Genomic DNA, 22,943 nt, shown 5'->3' with positions numbered 1-22,943 from the left:
AACGGCAGACGGGATTCTGAAGTCGATGATGCTGTAAGCGATAAAAATTTGGCGTTTCACTCTGTTACGCCCAGCGCTTGCGACAGACCTAAGACCTGTCATGCATAAAATGGCCCTGAAAAGCACTCTTGTATATTTGTGGTACACAGCATGGCATGTGACATAAATAGCTATATATCATTCAGAGCTTATGTTTTTTGATGAGGTGGTTTTATGAGAGTGGGTATTTCTAACGATAATTATCCAGAAAAAAGAACAATAAAAGTGGATCCCAATAACGAATATGTAAATTTTAAATATAGAAATATTTATTCTTATATAAACTTCTTAACGATGAGAATTCTCAAAAAAAAGAAGGTGTTCGTTTTTAAACCACTCTGTTCGCCTGGGCATCAGGATGTCGACATTTTTCATCTTTTTAATGATGTCGCTATCACCGATAAAAAATGGTTAGCCACTTTTGAAACCGATACGCCACGTATTTTGTTTGAGAAAAAGGGACGTAAATACGGCCCTGATTATATTAACCATCTGAAAAAATTGGTTCCTTACCTGGCCGCCGATAACTGTCTGGCGCTGATTGCGTTGTCAAAAGCCGCGCTGCACATGCAGCAAAAGCTACTGCTCGACAATGGCGATCTCTCTCAGGCAATCCTGAAAAAAACCGTGGTAATGCACCCACCGCAAAAGCTGCATACCACGCATCGCCTGCCGCGTGATGCACAAAGCCCTGTACACTTTGTCTTTATCGGCAATGAATTTTTTCGCAAGGGTGGCGGGGAAGTGGTGCAGGCGTTTTGTGAGTTGATTGAAGAGTCCCGTCTGCGTTCCGATCAGGTGAAAGTGACGCTGATTGGCGATCTGAAAAAAACCTACAACTATGCGCTGAACGAGTTTCAGGACGATGAAGCTTTCTCTGAAAGCACGCTGGCCGCCATTGCTAAACATGACATCTTCACTCACCACAGCTTTATGCCGAACGAAAGCGTGCTGGCACTGTTTCAGGAAGCTGATATTGGCCTGCTGCCAACCTGGGCCGAAACCTATGGTTTCTCGGTGCTGGAGATGCAGTCCTGTGGATGTCCGGTCATCACCACCAACGTCAGGGCATTGCCTGAAATCAACCCGGATAGCGTGGGCTGGCAGGTCGTTAATACCCTGAACGATGAACGTGATTATGAAATCCGCTCTGAAGAAGAAAAACTGAGCCTGCGCCAGCGTAATATTGAGCAGCTGAAAACGATCATTATGGACGTTGTCGCTAATCCGGATCAAATTCTGGAAAAAGCCAATGCGGCCATTCAGCGCATTAAAACGGAACATGACTTAACGTCCTACCGCGAAAAACTGCGCGCAATTTATAACCAATAATTGGCCTTAGTCTGGCAGGGCGGATATTACTGCCTGCCAGACGCAGTTATTAACACCTTCTTTTGATCCAGCCGATCGTCACCTTGCCAATATCGAACTATTCTTATTTCCACTGCAAGAGTGTTGCGGTGATCGCCAACACGTTAATTTAAAGCAGAAATAACGGCTTAGCGTGGCGCGGTTTCCGACAATCTTCCTCTACTTTTCAGATTATGATTATACTTGCGAATCATCTCTTTAATGCATAATCGATGAACATTCCTACTTCATTTATATGGAAAAAATATGACCAAGCTTAAAGCAGTTATCCCGGTTGCGGGTCTCGGTATGCATATGCTCCCTGCGACAAAAGCCATTCCTAAAGAGATGCTGCCAATCGTTGATAAGCCAATGATTCAGTACATCATTGACGAGTGCGTTGCAGCAGGCATCAAGGAAATCGTTCTGGTCACTCATGCTTCCAAGAATGCAGTGGAAAACCATTTCGACACCACCTATGAGCTGGAAGCGCTGCTGGAATCCCGCGTTAAGCGTCAGCTGCTGAGCGAAGTGCAGTCTATCTGTCCGCCGGGCGTAACCATCATGAATGTGCGTCAGGCGCAGCCACTGGGCCTGGGCCACTCTATTCTGTGCGCGCGTCCGATGATTGGCGATAACCCTTTTGTGGTGGTGCTGCCGGATATCCTGCTGGACAACGCTACCGATCCGCTGCGTTACAACCTGGCTGCCATGGTGGCGCGCTTTGAAGAAACCGGTCACAGCCAGGTTCTTGCTCGCAAGATGTCAAAAGAAGATCTGCATGAGTATTCAGTGATTAAAACCACTGAGCCGCTGCAGAATGATGGTGATGTCGGTACAATCGCTGATTACATTGAAAAACCAGAGAACGCCTCTGAGCTGGATTCAGACGTTGGCGCGGTAGGCCGTTACGTGCTGTCTGCCGACATCTGGGCCGAGCTGGAAAAAACCGAGCCGGGCGTATGGGGCCGTATTCAGTTAACGGATGCGATCGCCAGCCTGAGCAAAAGTAAGCCAGTAGACGCATGCCTGATGACCGGCAAAAGCTATGACTGTGGCCGTAAACTGGGCTACATGCAGGCGTTTGTGACTTACGGCTTACGCAACAATGCGCAGGGTCGCGAATTCCGCGCAGGCATTCAGAAGCTGCTGGCTAAGTAACGCTGACCAATCATTGCCGCGCGAATGTGCGGCAGAAAGGAGTTCACATGGCTATTTTAGTAACCGGCGGAGCGGGTTATATCGGTTCGCACACGGTACTGGCGCTGCTGCAGCGCGGTGATGATGTTGTGGTGCTGGATAACTTAAGCAATGCTTCCCGTGAGTCGATCAATCGCGTTGAGAAGCTGGCCGGCAAGCAAGCCGTGTTCTGCGAAGGCGATGTGTTGGATCGCGCCTGCCTGCGTGACCTGTTTGCCGCTCACGATATCTCTGCGGTTATTCATTTCGCTGCGCTTAAAGCAGTCGGTGAATCAACGCGTATGCCGCTCGAATATTATGAAAATAACGTCGCGGGTACCGTTGTTCTGTTGGAAGAGATGCGCAACGCTGGCATTTATCAGTTCATTTTCAGTTCGTCGGCCACGGTTTATGGTGCTAATGCGCCGGTGCCTTACGTTGAGACGACGCCGATTGGCGGCACAACCAGCCCTTACGGCACCTCCAAGCTGATGGTTGAGCTGGTGATGCAGGACTTCGCGAAAGCTGAACCGCAATTTAAAGCGATTGCGCTGCGCTATTTCAACCCGGTCGGCGCACACGAATCAGGTGAGATTGGCGAAGATCCAAGCGGTATTCCTAACAACCTGCTGCCTTACATTGCTCAGGTCGCTATCGGCCGCCTCGATAAACTCGGCGTGTTTGGTGGCGACTACGAGACGCCAGATGGCACCGCGCAGCGCGACTACATCCACGTTGTCGACCTGGCGCAAGGGCATTTGAAAGCGCTGGATCATCTGAGCAAGGTTGAAGGCTACAAGGCTTACAATCTGGGTGCCGGTAAAGGTTACTCGGTGCTGGAGATGATCAAGGCATTTGAGAAAGCTGCAGGTAAAGCAATTCCTTTCGAAATCAAACCGCGCCGCGATGGCGATCTGCCTGCGTTCTGGGCCGATGCTTCTCTGGCCGACAAAGAGCTGAACTGGCGTGTTTCGCGTGGCATTGATGAGATGATGCGCGACACCTGGAACTGGCAGTCGAAGAACCCGAACGGGTTTAGATGATGTGAAACTGACCCGGCCTAATCGCCGGGTTTTTTATAGTCAGACATATCTGCTTTTTCGTTTTACCCCTGCGTCTTAACATCCCTCTTCAAAATTTTGCGCAAAACTATGCGCATAATCATAAATTTCCTTTTGCCTGCGTCGAAACACCACTTAGTTCTGATAAATTATGTAGCTTACATCTTACTAAGCTTATGGAATGATTGATTATTCACCAGGTTTATTACCGTCAGGAACCCTACAGTTCTGTTAAGCATTAGAGAATAAGCTTTGTAAGATAAATGCCAGAAAGCGATGTAAATTCTCGCTTTCTGTCTGTAGTATTTGCTCTGGTTTACACATTAAATTTCGCTTAAAAACCAAACAGCAGAGCGCTTTTGGGAACGAGTAAGAGTTAAAAACAGCGTTTTGGCAGCTGAAAGCCAGGGGCGGTAGCGTGGATAATTTTTGTATTACGCGCAAAAACTAATCACACATCAAATGGTATGGCGTGTAAAAAATCGTTAGGGGTTGTTGAATGTTACTTCCTGTTATTATGGCCGGTGGAACCGGTAGTCGCTTGTGGCCACTTTCACGAGAGCTTTACCCTAAGCAGTTCATCTGTTTGCATGGTCAAAACTCAATGTTACAGGAGACGGTGAACCGCCTGGCAGGGATTGAAGTGCGTGCGCCAATGGTTATTTGTAATGAAGAGCATCGTTTCCTCGTAGCGGAACAACTTCGTCAAATTAATAAGCTCTCACACAACATCATTCTTGAGCCTGTTGGTCGCAATACTGCTCCCGCTATCGCTCTGGCAGCCCTGAACGCTGTAGAGCAGGGTGATGATCCCATCTTACTGGTATTAGCCGCCGATCATATTATTGATGATAAAGCTGCCTTCCATCGCGCAATTGCCACTGCCACCGCTTATGCTGATCAGGGGAGCCTGGTTACGTTTGGTATTGTGCCAACGGGGCCTGAAACCGGTTATGGCTACATTCATCGTGGCGACAAAGTGAATGAACAAAACGAAGCGCCGCATAAGGTTCAACGTTTCGTTGAAAAGCCGAATCTCGCTACTGCTCAGCAATATATTCAGTCAGGCGAATACTACTGGAACAGCGGCATGTTTATGTTCCGCGCGAAACGCTATTTGCAGGAACTGGAGAAATTCCGTCCAGATATTCTTGAAGCGTGCCGACGTGCTATGGCTAATGTTCAGGAAGGCAATGATTTTATTAATATCGATAAGGATGACTTTATTGCCTGTCCTGATGAGTCCATAGATTACGCGGTAATGGAGCAGACTGATGCCGCGGTTGTGGTTCCACTTGATGCAGGCTGGAGCGACGTTGGTTCATGGTCAGCATTGTGGGAAGTGAATGACAAAGATAGCCAGGGAAATTCGCTAAAGGGCGATACCTTCCTGCACAACACCAAAAACTGCTACATCAATACTGACGATCAGCTTGTTGCGGCCATTGGTGTAGAGGATCTGGTCATTGTTAATACCAAAGATGCCGTACTGGTTGCGCGTCGCGATCAGGTACAGGATGTAAAGCGGGTTGTTGAGTTTCTCAAAAATGAATGTCGTAGTGAATATCGCCGCCACCGTGAAACCTACTGGCCATGGGGTCGTTGTGACCTTGTTGTACAGACAGAACGTTTCAACGTTAACCGGATCACGGTTAAGCCGGGCGAAGCATTTCAGTTACAAATGCATTACCACCGAACCGAGCATTGGGTGATTCTTTCCGGAACAGCAGAAGTTAATATTCAGGATAAAACGGTTTTGCTGACCGAAAATCAGTCCACCTTTATTCCAATCGGCCATCCTCACACGCTAAAAAACCCAGGCAAAATTCCATTAGAGCTGTTGGAAATCCAGTCAGGTTCCTATCTTGGCGATGATGACCTCATTTTGATTAAACAACAGTTTGCAAGTAAGTAAGGACAGACAAGATCATGGCAGCACTGACCTGTTTTAAAGCTTATGACATCCGTGGTGAGCTGGGTACTGAACTCAATGACGATATTGCTTACCGCATTGGTCGCGCTTATGGCGAATTTATCCGGCCTAAGACCATTGTAGTGGGTGGCGATGTTCGCCAGACCAGTGAATCACTTAAGCTGGCGCTGGCAAACGGACTCAGGGATGCAGGTACCGATGTGCTGGATATCGGTATGAGCGGAACAGAAGAGATCTACTTCGCGACTTTTCATTTAGGGATTGATGGCGGTATTGAAGTGACCGCCAGCCATAACCCGATGAACTATAATGGCATGAAGTTAGTGCGGGAAGGTGCGCGTCCCATCAGCGGAGATACCGGACTACGCGATGTTCAGCGACTGGCTGAAGCTAACGATTTCGCACAGGTTGAAGAGAGCAAACGTGGTAGCTATAAGCAGATCTCAGTCCTGGATGCCTATATCAATCATTTGATGGGCTATATTGACCTGAACAACTTCACCAAACCCATGAAGCTGGTGATCAACTCAGGTAATGGTGCTGCCGGTCACGTCATTGATGAGATTGAAAAGCGTTTCCAGCAGGCTAATGCGCCGGTGAGCTTCATTAAGGTACACCACCAGGCTGACGCAACTTTCCCGAACGGCATCCCTAATCCACTGCTGCCAGAGTGCCGTAAAGATACCTCTGATGCAGTACGTGAGCATCAGGCCAATATGGGTATTGCGTTCGACGGAGACTTCGACCGTTGCTTCCTGTTTGATGAGAATGCCGAATTCATTGAGGGTTATTACATCGTTGGCCTGCTGGCTGAGGCGTTTCTGAAGAAAGAGCCAGGCGCGAAAATCATTCATGACCCGCGTCTGACCTGGAACACCATTGATGTGGTCACCAAAGCGGGTGGTGTTCCAGTAATGTCTAAGACCGGCCACGCATTTATCAAAGAACGCATGCGTGAAGAAGACGCGGTTTATGGCGGTGAGATGAGTGCACACCACTATTTCCGTGACTTCGCTTACTGCGACAGCGGTATGATTCCATGGCTGCTGGTGGCGGAACTGCTGGCGGTGAAAGGTGAAACGTTATCCGGGCTGGTTTCGCAAAGGATGAAGGCGTTCCCTTGTAGTGGGGAGATTAATTCTAAAGTTTTAAATGCGGAAGAAAAAATAGAGATTATTAAAGAATGTTACTTAAGCGAAGAGTGTGTATTAGATTTGACAGATGGGATTAGTATGGATTTTTCAGACTGGCGTTTCAATTTAAGAACTTCAAATACAGAGCCATTGATAAGATTAAACGTTGAATCTAAAAATAACTCCGCGCTAATGAATGAGAAAACTTCAGATATTCTTGCTTTGCTTAACGGAGTCCATAAGTGAAAGATATACTCTTAGCGATATTAAAATATCGTGGTTTTATATGGAGTAGCGTAAAAAGAGATTTTCAGTCTCGCTACCAGATGAGCATACTAGGGGCTGCATGGTTAGTTTTACAGCCCCTCGCCATGATAACTGTTTACACTGTAATCTTTTCACAACTCATGCAAGCTAGATTGCCTCAGTCAACAGGCCCATTTGCTTATAGTATATATTTGTGCTCAGGCATTCTTACCTGGGGTTTATTTGCTGAAATCTTATCCAGAATGCAGGTTGTATTTATTGAAAATGCAAATCTGTTAAAAAAGGTTACTTTCCCAAGGATTTGTTTGCCTGTAATAATAATATTGTCATGCATAATGAACTTTTTGATAATATTTTCACTGTTTATCTTTTTCCTGGCGGTGACGGGCAATTTTCCTGGATTTAACATCCTGTTTATTATTCCTGTGTTGATAGTTCAGGTGTTGTTCGCCAGTGGCCTTGGAATTACACTAGGTGTACTAAATGTTTTCTTCCGCGACGTAGGGCAATTTGTCACGGTTCTGCTCCAGTTCTGGTTTTGGTTTACGCCTGTAGTCTACGTCTATACTACTCTACCTGTCTGGGCTCAGGGATGGCTAAGTTATAACCCAATGACGTCTATCATTAATGGTTATCATGAGGTTTTCGTGCATAACACAATGCCAGACTTTTTTGCCATGAAATGGGTTATTGCTCTAGCAATAATTTTTTGTGGGTTGGGGCTTTATCTCTTCCGGAAACATGCGGCAGATATGGTGGATGAATTATAATGTACAGCATAAAAGTTGAAAACGTCAGTAAGAGTTATAAACAGTACCCGCGAAAAATAGATCGCTTGCTGGAGTGGATATTACCTAGTAAAAAAAATCGTTTTCACGAAAAGTGTGTTTTAAAGGATATCTCTTTCGAAATTGAAAAAGGTGAAGCTGTAGGTATTATCGGTGTAAATGGCGCAGGGAAAAGTACGTTACTAAAAATTATTACAGGTACGACTGCTGCAACATCAGGCCAAGTAAAATCACAAGGGCGTATTGCCGCACTACTTGAGTTAGGAATGGGATTCCACCCAGATTTTACTGGGCGTCAAAACGCGATTATCGCAGGTCAACTTTTGGGTATAACAGAAGATGACATGGATGAAGTCATACGTGATGTTGAAAATTTTGCAGGCATAGGAGAGTACTTCGATTCTCCTGTGCGGACATATTCAAGTGGTATGCAAGCCCGTGTGGCATTTTCCGTAGCAACAGCCGTTCAAGCTGATATATTAATTGTCGATGAAGCATTGAGCGTGGGCGATTTAGCTTTTCAAGCCAAATGCATGCAGCGCATGAATAAGATGCTTGAAGATAACGTAACTATTCTTTTTGTCAGCCATGCACTTTTCCAAGTCAGGCAGTTTTGCTCTCGTGCTGTTTATATTGCTGAGGGAGAAGTAAAAGCTTTTGGTTCAGCTGCAAAAGTTTGTGATCTCTACCAGAATTCCCTCGTTGAAAACAAAATTTCAATTAAAGAGCAAGAAGATACTGGATTAATTGTTAATCATAAATTGGATCCTGATATTACGGTCAATCATAATCTTCGCCAAAATTCGCTGCAGGAAAATGCTGGAAGCCTGGATTTAGAATTTCTCGATTTCAAAATGTTAAACGCAGAGGGAAAAGAGATTGCTACCCTTTACGCCAAAGATAAAGTTACCGTTCAGGCCGTAATTCGATGCAATAGAGATGTCCCTGCTGAAGCCTGTGTTGGCATGCTTATAGGTGATAAAAATGGATTTCCTGTATTAAGCATGAATTCAAACTATTACGGTACTCGCCTTGAAAGTCTTAAGGCAGGTGATCACGTTATAATGAGCTGGGAATTTGTTATTCCTTTTTATATGGGAGAATATCGAATCGACATTGGAATCAAACCTGAACCCTATTCATCGGACTTTTATGATCGTATTTTCTGCGTTAAAGTTTTCACAGTTAATACACCTGTTGAACTTCTTAAAGAGAACTTTGGTGGCATGCTATATATTCCTGCAGAAATGAAAGTTGTGAAAAAGTAAAATAGTTGGAAATTTTCATGAAATGCGCGTTAATCCCACGAGGTGAATGTTAGTAATGGCAAGTAAGAAATCACGATATCTATTTTTTTGGCTACCTTATGATGTCAAATATTCCTATGAGACATTTCTGACCGCTTTTTACCTAAGTGTTAAGCGTTTCCCATGTGATGACGCTATTCATATTGGACATGAGCAGATATTTCAGGATGTGCCTTCGCATTTACCAGATAATTGGCTGGCTGGCTTTAACACTTCATTACCGGAAAATGAGGAGTTGAGGAAGTTACATAAAATTATCTGGACTAGTGATGTTTTTTCAAATCTGCAACATAAGTTAAAGTCAAAGAATCTGGTGTGGGAGCATATTCTCACGCAAGAGTATGAACCATTGATGAATTTATTTGAAGCTGAGCTAATTAGAATAAAAAAAGAATTTAATATAAAAGCAGTAGTATTATGGGCTAATTGCCCATCTGTTAAGGAAATTGCTAATAGATATCAAATCCCTGTCATTCATAATGAGCTTGGCCCTTTAAGAGAACCTGTTTATTTACCAACATGTTATTTTGATTTTAGCGGTGTCAACGGTAACACTGAGGCCGCACGACGGTTTGAAAATTATGAAGCAAAAAATGATAAATATACTGATTTCGGGCGTGTAGCGTTATTAAGTCTTTTTATTAAAGACCAAAAACCCGTGCGTAATTTTGATGAGTACGAAATTGGTGTTCCTCTTCAAGTAGAGGATGACTCTAATATAATTGCTTATAGTAATGGATTTAATAATCTAGAGGTTATAAACTACGCAAAAAGTCAAGCAGAAAAAGTTTCGGTTCGTAAACATCCTTACGGACGTATTGACTATAAAGATATAGATAGTGGAAGTGAAGATCTCACACCCCAAGAATTCATAGCATCATGTAAAAAAATAATCACTATTAATTCGAGTGTGGGTTTCGAGGCACTGTTATGGGGTAAGCCTGGAGAAATATTAGGTGATTCACCATTCTCATTTATTAATTACCAAAGTGAGGGCTTTGTTTATGCCCTTAGGTTTGCATTGCTTCATTATCTGGTCCCTTTTGATTTTCTTTTTAAAATTGATTATTATGATTGGCGCATCACGCAACCTGATGAAGATAGTATTGCAGAAAAACACCTGTACTATTACCTTAATTTAAAGCATGGTTGGAATAAGACAAACATTCTTGCCGCTAAGATCCCGGTTGAGCTTGAAAATATATTTTTCAGAAACTTGAATTTACAGTTTGTTGAAAGCGAAAATTTGCTTTGCACTGAAATAAAAGAACTGAAGAATAATTTACTTCAGGTTAATACCAGAAAGTCACAAGAGATTAATTTACTTAAAGATAATTTAATAAAATTGCAAAACGATTTAAATAAGGTAATAAAAAATAACAAGAACTTTGCGGACGAATTATCGAGACATCAGCACGTACTTGAAAATATATATTCAAGTAAGTCATGGCGATTGACGAAGCCATTAAGGTTTATTAATAGCCTGAACGCTAGTGAAAAAATACTAATCCCTTTCAAGCGCAGAATTATTTCTTTAGCGATGCCCTCTGCCAGAAAGTTGCTTGCAAATTATCAATTCAGGCGAATTTTAATCGTTGTGGCTAAAAAGACAGGCCTTTACGGTAAGTTAAAAGCAATTTATTTAAATAATTCAAATGTCGTAGCTTCATCGTTAATTATTAACGTTTCAGATGAAAATCATATGTCCAGGGATACAGTTACCAATATCAAAAAAATTAAGATGCTTAAAAATCAGAAAGGGAGCGATTGATGCGCATAGCAATTGATATGCAAGGGTTGCAGTCTGAAAGCCGCTTTAGAGGTATTGGTAGATATACCCGAGCTATAATTAAATCTTTGGTTAAACTGGCATTTAGTAAAAAATATGAAGTCATTTTGATAGGGAATGGCGCTTTTCCAGTCAAAGATATTGTAAATGAGTTTACTCCACTGGTAGGAAGACGTGCTATCAAATTCTGGTATCCAGTTGGTCCTTGTGCATTTGAACAACCTGGCAATCATAATAATAATACTAATGCAAAAATTATCCGTGAGGCTTTTTTTAAAAGCCATAAGCCTGATGTTATCTATGTGCCAACCATGTTCGAAGGTTATCAAGATGACAGTGTATTAAGTGTAAATGAATTTGATAATGTTACACCGGTTGTCACAACACTTTATGACTTGATCCCTTTACATAATCCTACTCAGTATCTGGATCCTAACCCCAACTATAAGAAATTTTATCTTGATAAAATTTCTTATTTGCAGGCATGTGAAAAGTTACTGGCCATCTCTGAATTTTCTAAAGCTGAGGGGCAGGAATATTTCAAAGAGAAGGCCAATGATATTATAAATGTTTCCACGGCATGTGATGATATATTCAAGGTTACAGCACTGAACTCGGATCAAGTTAGAAGTTTGAAGGTTAAGTTTAAATTAAATAAACCTTTTATTATGTATTCAGGAGGAGCGGATGAACGTAAAAATCTGCCTACCCTTATTAAAGCTTTGAGCGAGCTTCCTATTGAAATACGTAATACTTATGATTTTGTTTTAGCTGGAAAGCTATCACAGTTCGACATTGATAATCTCAATAATCATGCGCGTAAATGCAGATTAGAGCAAATGTCGATGATCCTGACCGGCTATGTCTCTGATGAAGAGTTGGTACACCTTTATAACATGTGTAAGCTCTTTGTATTTCCTAGCTGGCATGAAGGATTTGGGCTTCCAGCTCTTGAAGCTTTGGCCTGTGGTGCAGTTGTTATTGGTGCAGGTAATACAAGTTTACCAGAAGTAATTGGAATTGAAGAGGCGTTGTTTGACCCTCATAGTGTGACAGATATCAAAGATAAAATTACCCATGTACTTACAAATGAATCTCTGTATGCTTCCTTAAAAGAAAAAGGTCTGCTACGAGCTCAGGCCTTTTCTTGGGAAAATTCTGCTGCAGTCGCACTCAGTGCCCTTGAAGAAATCGTTGAAAGAAGAAAAATCGGCCGACCAGATCGTATTCGTTCTCTCAATAAAAAGTTGGCATTTTTTACTCCTCTTAGTCCAGCGCGCTCAGGGATTTCTCTTTATAGTGAAGAGTTGCTTCCAGCCTTATCAAAATATTATGATATTGATGTAGTAGTTGATGAGAGGCAATCCGATATTACAGATCAAGAAAACTATCGTGTCATTAATACAAAGGATTTTCTAAATACGGCAGATACTTATGAACGTATAATTTATCAAATGGGTAATTCTATATTTCATGATTATATGCATGAAATATTGGAGATCTACCCTGGCATCGTTTGCATGCATGATTTTTACCTTAGTAATTATTTTCGTTATAAAGAAACTCTTGCAGGTCATGAGCGCCTATGGAGCGAACAGTTACTTTCTTCTCATGGTTACAGTGCTCTCATTCAAAGAGCAGAAATCGGTGACGATGAAAAGATAATGTATCAATACCCATCTAATTTCAATGTGTTGAGCAATGCTACAGCAATCATTGTGCATTCAGATCACTCGAGGAAATTAGCAAAAAAATGGTATTCTAATAGTCGAGAACTTGACTGGGAACATATCCCCTTGTTACGTGCTGCGCCCATTTCTCTGGATAAAAAGGAAGTCAGAAATGATCTTAATATTTCAGATGAAACTATACTAATTTGCTCTTTTGGTATTCTTGATAGCTCTAAACTCAACCATATGCTCATTGAGGCATTAGGCGCTTTACCGAAAGAGCCAAAAGAAAAAATTAAAATGGTTTTCGTCGGTGAGCTTGGCGGGAACTATAAAAAGACTGTTGATGCACTGATTAGAGAGCACCATCTTGAGTCTGTTATTGAGATTACAGGGTGGGCATCTGATACTCTTTATCGACAGTATTTAATTGCTGCGGACATAGGTGTTCAGCTTCGTGCTTTATCACGAGGTGAAACCTCTGCAGCTGTTTTAGATTGCATGAACTATGGTTTAGCTACTATTGTTAATGCTAATGGTTCAATGGCTGAACTACCAAATGATCGGGTTATTAAACTTGCTGATGACTTCGTAATAAGCGACCTGATCAGTGCCATCGATAAATTGTGCAAGAATAAACAATTTAGAGAAGTGCTGGGTAAGAATGCGCATAATTATATTTCTTCAGAACACAGTCCTGAAAATTGTGCAGAAGCCTGTTTTAATCACATTGAAGCAGCGTATAGTGAGATTAATGTTAACGTTAATTACATAATCAATAAACTTGACATTCAGGGAAGTGAGTTTGAGCGCTATGCCAGCCTACTGGCTAATAATTTCCCTCGCCTAAAATCAACAAGAAAGATATTCTTTGATGTTTCCCTTATAAAAGATTCAGATTTATGGACTGGTATTGAACGTGTCACCCGAGCGCTTTTAATAGAATTGATTAAACTTTCAGATAATCGTTTTAGTGTAGTGCCTGTTTATCTCAGTAAAGAACAAAGCGGTTACACTTTGCGAGAAGCTAATGGCTTTATGAAAAAACTTTATCCGGGGATTGCACCATACATTGATTTTGACCGGTGTATCGATTTTCATCCGGATGATGTTTATTTTTCTTCTGAGCTAGCTTGTGATCTGGTTATAGATGCTCAAAAATCAGGATTTTACGATTATCTTTTAAAAAACAATGTTAATATCACGTTTATGATTCATGATATTTTGCCAGTCACAAAAAATCATTTTTTTCCTCCTGGAAGTAATGAAAACTTTTCAGCTTGGCTTAACATTCTTACTGAGTACTCCGATAAAATCGTCTGTGTTACAGAGGCTGTAGTTAATGAACTCAAAAAATATATTGCAGCTAACAATCTGAACAATCCTCGATTAGTGATGGAATATTCTCATCATGGCGCAGATATTTCTTCAACTATACCTTCAGGAGGAATTAGTGCGCATGATCTTGACAGGGTTAATCTGATTAAACAAAATCAATCCTTTCTGATGGTCGGTACACTTGAACCACGAAAAGGACATTTACAGGCTATTGCTGCTTTCGACAAGCTTTGGGCGGCGGGCAATAAATCCCACTTGGTTATTGTTGGTAAAGAGGGATGGAAGGGGTTACCAGATGAAGCAAGGCGTACTATTCCTGAGATTGTATATACGATCAATAACCATCCACTTTTGAATGAAAAACTTTTTTGGTTTGACAATGCCAGTGATGAATTACTAAGCGAGCTCTATCAGAATGCTGATTGCTTACTATATCCTTCTGAAGATGAAGGATTTGGTCTTCCGTTAATTGAAGCTTCTCAGCATAATAAGCCGCTAATCTCACGTGATATACCGGTGCTTCGTGAAGTCGCGGGTGAAGGCGCGTTTTATTTCAAATCCAATCGGCCTGAAGCATTAGCTCGCGCCATTGAAGAGTGGATCGAACTCTTCAAAAAAAATGCACATCCTGATTCAGCTAAGATTCGTTGGTTAAGTTGGGGGCAAAGTGCTGAAAATCTTGTTAAAAAACTCTTTGATTAAAAGGTTATTTATAAAATGAAAAGTGCGGTTATTACGGGCATTACAGGTCAGGATGGTGCTTATCTGGCAGAGCTATTATTGAATAAAGGATATAAAGTTTATGGTACGTATCGTCGTACCAGCTCAGTGAATTTCTGGCGTATTGAAGAGTTAGGAATTAAAAACAATTCTAATCTTCACTTGGTTGAATATGATCTGACAGATTTATCGTCGAGCATACGTCTACTTCAGGAAAGCAAAGCGACCGAAGTTTACAATCTTGCGGCTCAGAGCTTTGTAGGTGTTTCTTTTGACCAGCCACTGACTACCGCTGAAATTACCGGTATTGGTCCGGTAAACCTGTTAGAAGCTATTCGCATTGTTAACCCTAAAATTCGCTTCTATCAGGCATCTACTTCAGAAATGTTTGGTAAAGTGCAGGCTATCCCGCAGAAAGAGGATACGCCTTTCTATCCACGTAGCCCGTATGGCGTCGCCAAGTTGTATGCCCACTGGATGACCATTAACTACCGTGAGAGCTACAACATCTTCGCATCAAGCGGCATTCTGTTTAACCACGAATCACCGCTACGTGGACAGGAGTTTGTAACCCGTAAGATCACCGATTCAGTAGCGAAAATTAAGCTCGGCAAGTTGGATGTGCTTGAGTTAGGTAACATGGACGCCAAGCGTGACTGGGGCTTTGCTAAGGAATATGTTGAAGGCATGTGGCGCATGCTGCAGGCTGATGAGCCAGATACTTTTGTCCTGGCAACTAACCGCACAGAAACAGTCCGCGACTTCGTTTCAATGGCGTTCAAAGCGGCTGGCATTGAATTGCGCTTCGAAGGCAAAGATGCTCAGGAAGTTGCAATCGATGTAGCCACTAACAAAGTAGTGGTCAAGGTCAATCCTAAGTTCTATCGTCCTGCTGAAGTAGAATTGTTGATTGGCAACCCACAGCGTGCGAAAGACATTCTGGGTTGGGAACCTAAAACCACACTCGAAGAGTTGTGTGCGATGATGGTAGAAGAAGATCTGCGCCGCAATAAACAAGGGTTTTCCTTCTGATATGACTAATGGCAAAAAAGCATTGATCACTGGGATCAAGGGCTTTACCGGCCAATATATGGCAGCGGATTTATCCGCTGCCGGATATGAAGTTTATGGTTTCGGTTCAACTCCCGCCCAGAATTCCTCACGCTATTTTCAGGTTGATCTTACTAATGCAGCAGATGTAAAGAATGCTGTAGACAGTATTCGGCCAGACGTTATTGTTCATCTTGCAGCAATAGCATTTGTTGGGCATGCTGACCCGAACGCATTCTATAATGTTAACCTTTGCGGTACGCGTAACCTGTTACAGGCTCTTAGCGAATCAGCAAAAATGCCGGATGCAGTTTTGATCGCCAGCAGCGCTAATGTTTACGGTAATAACACGCCGGGGAAATTAGCAGAGTCGGTTCCTGCCAGACCCTCAAATGACTATGCGGTCAGCAAGCTGGCCATGGAGTATATGACCAGTCTGTTTTATGAAAAATTGCCGATTATTATTACCCGGCCATTTAATTACACAGGCACCGGTCAGGCAGAAAATTTCCTGATCCCGAAAATCGTCAAACATTTTCGCGAGAGGAAAGAAGTCATTGAGCTGGGCAACATAGATGTATGGCGTGATTTTTCGGATGTACGCGACGTCGTCAAAAGTTATTCAGCATTACTACATTCACGCTCTTTTGGTCAGACTGTCAATGTAGCTTCAGGCAAAATGCACTCATTAAGGGAAGTCGTTGATCTCTGCAAATCCCTGACAGGCCATGATATCAGGATTGAAGTTAATCCCGATTTTGTCCGACCTAATGAAATTAAAGAACTTTGTGGCGATATCACTTTGCTCAGTCGCTTAGTCGGTGAGACTTCGTCTAAAATTCCTCTTAGAGATACCCTGAAATGGATGCTGGAAGCAAAGCAATAAACGTCGTTTACTCTACGGACTGTATTAAATATCCTTTAACCGGTATTGGCCGTTATGCGTTTGAGCTTGCTAAACAGCTTCAGGAAAGAGAAAACGTCGCGCTGACGTTTCTTCATGGCACGAAGACTCGTGACTCACTAGTAGTCGCGAGTGAGTCTGCTCAATCTGTTCAATCTTTTAAACGAAAATTACAAAAAAGCAAAACCGTAAGTGAAATATATCGTCTGACTTTTCCAGTAATGAAAATGATGGCGTTGAGGGAATTTAAGAGCCATATATTTCATAGTCCAAACTATTACTTACCTCCTCGCGTGAACCATTGTGTTGCCACCTTTCATGATTTGTCGGTATTCCACTGGCCGCAGTTTCACCCGGCTGGTCGTGTTCACTTGATGCAGAAAGAGTTAAGAAATACTGTTTCGCGTGCCTCGATGTTAATAACTGATTCTCATTACACAAAAAAGGAGTTAGTCAATTTTTTTGGTATTGAAGATAATAAAATTGCAGTGGCGCCTCTCGCCTGTAATGAACAGTTTCATCCCCGCGATGAAAAAGAAACTCAGCACGTGCTTGAAAAGTATAATCTCAAGTGGCAACGTTATTTTTTGTATACTGGTACGATTGAGCCAAGAAAGAATATACTGACGCTGTTACAGGCCTATGACCGTTTGCCCGCTCATGAGAAATCTGCCTTCCCGCTGGTTATCAGTGGTTACAAGGGATGGGAAAATGAGCAACTCTTTAAGCTTTTTGATAAGGGAGAGAGAGAAGGGTGGTTAAAATATTTGGGTTTTGTCCCTGGTAAGGACCTGCCGCTTTTATTCAGTGCTGCGACGAGTTTTGTATTCCCTTCAATTTATGAAGGTTTCGGCTTACCGGTACTTGAAGCAATGGCATCAGGAACGCCTGTGATTTGCTCAAATGCAACTTCACTGCCCGAAGTCGCTGGAGATGCAGCACTCATGCATGAGCCAGAAGATGTCCATGCTTTAACGACTTACATTCAGATGATGATTGAAAACGCTGATGAAAAGTACCGTATGATAGATGCTGGATTAGCGCGTGCTCGCGAATTTTCATGGTCACTGTGTGCCGATAAAACCATTGAAGCTTATGAGCAGGTCGCAAAATATATATGATTAAAGTTTTACATTGTTATAAAACTTATTACCCTGATACTTTCGGTGGCATAGAACAGGTTATTTATCAGCTCGCAGAAGGTGGTTTTAAATCAGGTATTGAGTCTGTTGTGTTTACTCATAGTCCCCAATTCAAAAACCAAAAAAACTCACTGGATAACCATCAGATTCATCGGGTCAAAACTCAGTGTGAGTTTGCCTCAACACCATTCTCTTATTCAGCCATAAAAGAGTTCAGGGAACTGGCCAAGGATGCAGATATCATCCATTACCATTTTCCTTATCCATTTATGGACTTTATGCATTTTGCTGCGGGCATTAAAAAGCCATCGGTAGTGAGTTACCATTCTGATATTGTTAAGCAGAAGTTACTGCTGAAACTCTATACCCCGTTAATGAATCGCTTTCTTTCCAGTGTAGACAGAATTGTTGCCGCCTCGCCTAACTACGTTGAAAGTAGCCCGGTATTGCAGCAGTTCAAAGATAAAGTTGAAGTTATTCCGTATGGTCTTGATAAACAGTTTTATCAAAATAACGATCCTGCTGTGCTGCAAAAATGGCAGGCAAGATTTCCTGATGGCTTCTTTCTATTCATTGGTACATTCCGTTATTACAAAGGCCTGCATATCCTGATTGAAGCGGCAAAAAACAGTCGTTATCCGATCGTGGTAGTGGGCGCCGGTCCGATTGAAGCAGAGCTAAAATCTCAGGCACAGCAGTTAGGTGTAGATAACATCCATTTTCTGGGAGCATTAGAAGACAGCGAAAAGTCTGCATTATTGCAACTATGTACCTGTCTGGTATTTCCATCTCACCTGCGTTCAGAAGCTTTTGGAATCTCATTGCTGGAAGGGGCGCTCTACTCAAAACCCTTGATTTCCAGCGAGATCGGTACGGGCACGACATTTATCAACATCGATCGAGTCACCGGCCTGGTGGTTCCCCCGTCTAATCCCGTCGCGTTACGCAGGGCGATGGATGAAATATGGAACAGCCCGGAACTGTCCAGCAGCTTTGGTGCAGCAGCGCTTGCGCGCTTTGAGTCGCTATTCACGGCCCAAAAGATGATACAAAGCTATACCCGACTCTATAAATCCTTGTTAAATGTGTGATTTTTTTTCAGATTATTTCATCTGCCTATCGCACCATTCATTACCTTTTATCCGCTATCCTGAGTTAACATATTAATCACTTACAAAGTGGTGTTACGGGTAACACCATGCGAGACCACAGACAGGAGTATGTAATGTCCAAGCAACAGATCGGCGTTGTAGGTATGGCGGTAATGGGCCGTAACCTGGCACTTAACATTGAGAGCCGCGGCTACACTGTTTCTATCTTCAACCGCTCTCGTGAGAAGACTGACGAAGTCATCGCTGAAAATCAGGGCAAGCAGCTTGCGCCTTTTTATACAGTTGAAGAGTTTGTAGCCTCTCTGGAAAAACCACGCCGCATTTTGCTGATGGTTCAGGCTGGTGAAGCAACAGATAAGACTATCGCTTCATTGACTCCGCACCTTGATAAGGGCGACATCCTGATTGATGGTGGCAACACCTTCTATAAAGATACCATCCGCCGCAATAAAGAATTGTCTGAGCAGGGCTTTAACTTCATTGGCACCGGCGTTTCTGGTGGTGAAGAGGGCGCACTGAAAGGCCCATCTATCATGCCTGGCGGTCAGAAAGAAGCTTACGAACTGGTTGCACCGATTCTGGATAAAATTGCTGCGCGTGCAGAAGATGGCGAAGCTTGCGTGGCCTATATGGGTGCGGACGGCGCGGGCCACTATGTGAAAATGGTACACAACGGCATCGAATATGGCGACATGCAGCTTATCGCTGAAGCCTATGCTCTGCTGAAAGGCGCGTTAGGCCTGAACAACGAAGAGCTGGCTGAGACCTTCACGGAGTGGAACAACGGCGAGCTGAGCAGCTACCTGATCGACATCACCAAAGATATCTTCACCAAGAAAGATGAAGACGGTAAATACCTGGTTGATGTGATTCTGGATGAAGCAGCGAACAAAGGCACCGGGAAATGGACCAGCCAGAGCTCACTGGATCTCGGCGAACCTCTGTCATTGATCACTGAATCTGTGTTTGCGCGTTACCTCTCCTCGCTGAAAACCCAGCGTGTGGCAGCCTCTAAAGTACTGAGCGGTCCACAGGCGAAGGCCTTCACCGGTGATAAAACTGAGTTTGTTGAGAAAGTGCGTCGTGCGCTCTATCTGGGCAAAATCGTCTCTTATGCTCAGGGCTTCTCACAGCTGCGTGCCGCGTCAGAAGAGAACAACTGGGATCTGCACTACGGTGAAATCGCGAAGATCTTCCGTGCTGGCTGCATCATTCGTGCCCAGTTCTTGCAGAAAATCACTGATGCTTATGAAGCAGATGCGGGCATCGCTAACCTGTTGTTAGCACCGTACTTCAAAGATATCGCAGATCAGTATCAGCAGGCGCTGCGTGATGTGGTTTCTTACGCGATTCAGAACGGTATCCCGACGCCAACCTTCTCTGCGGCCATTGCTTACTACGACAGCTATCGCTCAGAAGTCCTGCCAGCCAACCTGATTCAGGCTCAGCGTGACTATTTCGGTGCGCATACTTATAAGCGTATTGATAAAGACGGTGTTTTCCACACTGAGTGGTTAGGCTAACCAACCTCAGGCAAAAAGAAAACCCGGCTTTGCCGGGTTTTCTTTTGGTTGAAGCATTCTGATTATATAAAAATACAAAAAATACTCTTCAAATGGTGTTGGCGAATGAATAATAGAATAACAGACAAGCATATACCCTATCATCCTTTCATCGATGGACTACGTGCTCTGGCAGTTTTATCAGTAGTACTTTTTCATCTGAATTCAAACATACTCCCTGGCGGCTTTGTCGGTGTAGATGTTTTTTTTGTTATTTCCGGATTTATAGTCAGTGCTTCGGTTGCAGCCTTTCAAGGGGCAACAATCTTACAGTTTTTTGCGATATTCTACAGCCGAAGAATAAAGCGTATATTCCCTGCGCTAATATTTATGCTCTTAGTGGTTTTTGCTTTATCAACGGCCTTTATTCCCGGTTCTTGGCTTAGTTGGGTGAATCAGTCTACGGGTTTTTATGCATTTTTCGGATTCAGTAACTTTATTCTTGCTTCAACTGGAAGAGATTACTTTGCTCCGACCACAGACTTCAATCCTTTTACTCATACCTGGTCTTTAGGTGTTGAAGAACAATTCTATCTAATATTCCCATTCCTTTATATTTTCTGGTTATCGTCAAACAAGAAGTATATAACCTCAGCTATTTACTTAATATTAGGCATAGCGTCTTTATTTCTTTCCTTTAAACTATCAGCTACACAGCCCACACAAGCCTATTACTCAACTCCAGGTAGGTTTTGGGAATTAGCTTCGGGCGTGTTGTTGTATCAGTTTATGACAACATTTAAACAGTATCTGATTTCCACTCAATGGATAAGCTGGTTTAAAAGAATCATTGGTGTTTTATCACTAGCCGGTTTACTGGTTTCTTTTATTGTCACTGATACTAAGAATTTCCCCATGCCAGGAGCATTACTCGCAATAGTGAGTACACTTGGGCTTTTTTTCAGTCTCTACCATGGAACTGTGCTATCAAGTATAAACAAACTACTAAGTAACCAGTTTCTTAATTTTTTTGGTAAGTTATCTTTTTCTCTTTATTTATGGCACTGGCCGATATTTGTGCTCTTTCGCTGGACATATGGGCTCGATACCGCCTCACAACAGATATTAGCGTTACTGATAACTTTTATATTCTCGCTATTTTCTTACTTTTTCGTTGAAAAACCCGTTCGTAATTCCCGATTTATTGCACAAAAAAATAGTTGGGTGGTTTTATTGACTGGAGTTTTTTTTATAAGTGCATCATATTTTATTGCTTTAAAGATTGATTCACATGTAGGAAGTATTTCTCAAAGTGTACTGACCAAATCTCCACAAGATTGGTATCCAGAAGGTAGTGGTGTTGTTGATGGCTACCCAGGTTGTCAGGCCGAACCAGAGCATGTAGATGTCCACGGTGGTCTATTACTGATTTATAAACCGAAAGATTGTAATACCCCCGTATCCCCAAACCCACATCAAGTTTTTGTCATTGGGGATTCGCATGCCTTGGCTTACTCAGGGTTATTCAAAAGCTTTGCTATAAAAACACAGACAACAATTTATGCTTATAACAATGGTGGATGTCCTTTCCTGAGTTTTACGCCAGAAAGAGACATGGATGTGGCTAGGTGTCAGCAATATTCAGACTCATCGCTTCAGGACATTGCTAAAAGAATAAAACCAGATGATGTTCTGTTCCTTGCTTCATTAAGATTGCCTAGGTTTGTTGACCAGTGGGCATATTTTGGTGATAAACAACATGCGGATGTATTATTTAGTGAAAAGGCTGAGAAAGGGCGAGAGCGCACAATAAATTATGCGAAATTAACCTTAAAACCTTTTGCTGATAAGGGCGTACACATAGTTTTTGAAGCACCTAAGCCCCTTTTTAAAATTCCCACATATCGCTGTGCTGACTGGTTTAATAAAAGTAATCCTATTTGTCAGGGAGGAGATTCAATTTCACGAGAAGTAATTGAAACATATAGGGCACCCATATTGGCCAGTTATTCTGAGCTGAGAAAAACGATTCCATTAGATGTTTGGGATCCTCTTTCGGCGTTATGTGGTAAAAATTCATGCAGCGTTTATAAAAATGGCAGGCCACTTTTCTTTGATGGAGATCATTTAAGCGGCTATGGAAATAAAACCTTGTTACCGTCTTTTTCTAGATTCATTAGCTCACTTGAAGGCGAGAGACGTCAGGACATTGTTTTATCAGAAAAGAAATTACATATTGATTTTACTCAATTAAATTATCCCGCTTACGTAGAGAATGTTGAAGGACTTTCACAACATGAAGCATGGGGACGCTGGTCTGATCAAGCAGAGGCTGAAGCAGTGCTGATCAGATTTAAAATTAACTTACCTAAACATTTTATTATTACTATCAAAGGTCATGCTTTTGGGCCTAATATAAACAATAATATTGAGATTAGTTATGCAGGTCTCAAACGTAGTATGAAGTTGAACCAGGATGATACTATTCAATCCATAGAGTTCAACTCAGATGAAAGGTCAAATGAAATTATTATTATTGCACCTGTGCCTACAACACCACATTCTCTGAAACTTGGGGAGGATATGCGAATGTTAGGTATAGGATTTGTTAGCCTGGACATAAATGAAGTTAAATAGTAAAAGTTAAATCCCAAATAGA

15 protein-coding genes are annotated in these 22,943 nt (G+C 42.4%); all 15 read left to right on the top strand.

Annotated elements, in window-relative coordinates; genetic code table 11:
* The first annotated feature begins 213 nt into the window (after positions 1-213).
* The 15 genes from EM595_RS11710 (at position 214) to EM595_RS11640 (ending at position 22,921) form a co-directional block, all read left to right on the top strand.
* A complete protein-coding gene (locus EM595_RS11710) occupies positions 214-1,371 on the top strand; it encodes a glycosyltransferase family 4 protein (RefSeq protein ID WP_067432080.1) in 1,158 nt (385 codons plus the stop codon).
* Between the two features lie 285 nt (positions 1,372-1,656).
* On the top strand, positions 1,657-2,550 hold the full coding sequence (gene galF, locus EM595_RS11705; protein ID WP_067432078.1) for a UTP--glucose-1-phosphate uridylyltransferase GalF: 894 nt from the start codon (positions 1,657-1,659) through the stop codon (positions 2,548-2,550).
* 47 nt (positions 2,551-2,597) lie between these two features.
* Positions 2,598-3,611, top strand: coding sequence for a UDP-glucose 4-epimerase GalE (gene galE / locus EM595_RS11700; RefSeq protein ID WP_067432075.1), 1,014 nt, complete (start codon positions 2,598-2,600; stop codon positions 3,609-3,611).
* Positions 3,612-4,128: 517 nt separating this feature from the next.
* Positions 4,129-5,544 (top strand): mannose-1-phosphate guanylyltransferase/mannose-6-phosphate isomerase, encoded by a 1,416-nt coding sequence (locus EM595_RS11695; RefSeq protein ID WP_067432072.1) that lies wholly within the window; start codon positions 4,129-4,131, stop codon positions 5,542-5,544.
* A gap of 14 nt (positions 5,545-5,558) precedes the next feature.
* Positions 5,559-6,941, top strand: a complete 1,383-nt coding sequence (gene cpsG, locus EM595_RS11690; RefSeq protein WP_067432069.1) for a phosphomannomutase CpsG — start codon at positions 5,559-5,561, stop codon at positions 6,939-6,941.
* Entirely contained in the window at positions 6,938-7,732 is a 795-nt protein-coding gene (locus EM595_RS11685; protein ID WP_067432066.1) for an ABC transporter permease, read from the top strand. Before cpsG ends, EM595_RS11685 begins: the two co-directional genes overlap by 4 nt.
* On the top strand, positions 7,732-9,018 hold the full coding sequence (locus EM595_RS11680; RefSeq protein WP_067432063.1) for an ABC transporter ATP-binding protein: 1,287 nt from the start codon (positions 7,732-7,734) through the stop codon (positions 9,016-9,018). Before EM595_RS11685 ends, EM595_RS11680 begins: the two co-directional genes overlap by 1 nt.
* 55 nt (positions 9,019-9,073) lie before the next feature.
* Positions 9,074-10,828: a GT99 family glycosyltransferase N-terminal domain-containing protein gene (locus tag EM595_RS11675; protein ID WP_157883881.1), complete on the top strand. Its 1,755-nt coding sequence runs from the start codon at positions 9,074-9,076 to the stop codon at positions 10,826-10,828.
* Complete coding sequence (locus tag EM595_RS11670) at positions 10,828-14,556, top strand: glycosyltransferase (RefSeq protein WP_067432057.1); 3,729 nt, start codon at positions 10,828-10,830, stop codon at positions 14,554-14,556. The genes EM595_RS11675 and EM595_RS11670 overlap by 1 nt, the downstream gene beginning before the upstream one ends.
* 15 nt (positions 14,557-14,571) lie before the next feature.
* On the top strand, positions 14,572-15,606 hold the full coding sequence (gmd, locus tag EM595_RS11665) for a GDP-mannose 4,6-dehydratase (protein ID WP_067432054.1): 1,035 nt from the start codon (positions 14,572-14,574) through the stop codon (positions 15,604-15,606).
* Between the two features lies 1 nt (position 15,607).
* The gene (locus EM595_RS11660) at positions 15,608-16,510 is read left to right on the top strand and encodes a GDP-mannose 4,6-dehydratase (protein ID WP_067432051.1); all 903 of its coding nucleotides are present in this window, start codon (positions 15,608-15,610) and stop codon (positions 16,508-16,510) included.
* On the top strand, positions 16,486-17,649 hold the full coding sequence (locus EM595_RS11655) for a glycosyltransferase family 4 protein (RefSeq protein WP_082691661.1): 1,164 nt from the start codon (positions 16,486-16,488) through the stop codon (positions 17,647-17,649). The genes EM595_RS11660 and EM595_RS11655 overlap by 25 nt, the downstream gene beginning before the upstream one ends.
* Positions 17,646-18,761 carry a glycosyltransferase family 4 protein gene (locus EM595_RS11650; RefSeq protein ID WP_067432042.1) on the top strand — a complete coding sequence of 372 codons (1,116 nt, stop codon included), beginning with the start codon at positions 17,646-17,648 and terminating at the stop codon, positions 18,759-18,761. The genes EM595_RS11655 and EM595_RS11650 overlap by 4 nt, the downstream gene beginning before the upstream one ends.
* A 134-nt stretch (positions 18,762-18,895) precedes the next feature.
* A complete protein-coding gene (gndA, locus tag EM595_RS11645; protein ID WP_067432038.1) occupies positions 18,896-20,305 on the top strand; it encodes an NADP-dependent phosphogluconate dehydrogenase in 1,410 nt (469 codons plus the stop codon).
* 105 nt (positions 20,306-20,410) lie between these two features.
* Positions 20,411-22,921 carry an acyltransferase family protein gene (locus tag EM595_RS11640; protein WP_067432030.1) on the top strand — a complete coding sequence of 837 codons (2,511 nt, stop codon included), beginning with the start codon at positions 20,411-20,413 and terminating at the stop codon, positions 22,919-22,921.
* The last annotated feature ends 22 nt before the right edge of the window (positions 22,922-22,943 follow it).

The sequence above is a fragment of the Duffyella gerundensis genome (assembly GCF_001517405.1).
Taxonomy (GTDB): Bacteria; Pseudomonadota; Gammaproteobacteria; order Enterobacterales; family Enterobacteriaceae; genus Duffyella; species Duffyella gerundensis.
The sequence above is the reverse complement of the archived record's forward strand: the minus strand, read 5'-3'. Positions and strand labels throughout refer to the sequence as shown.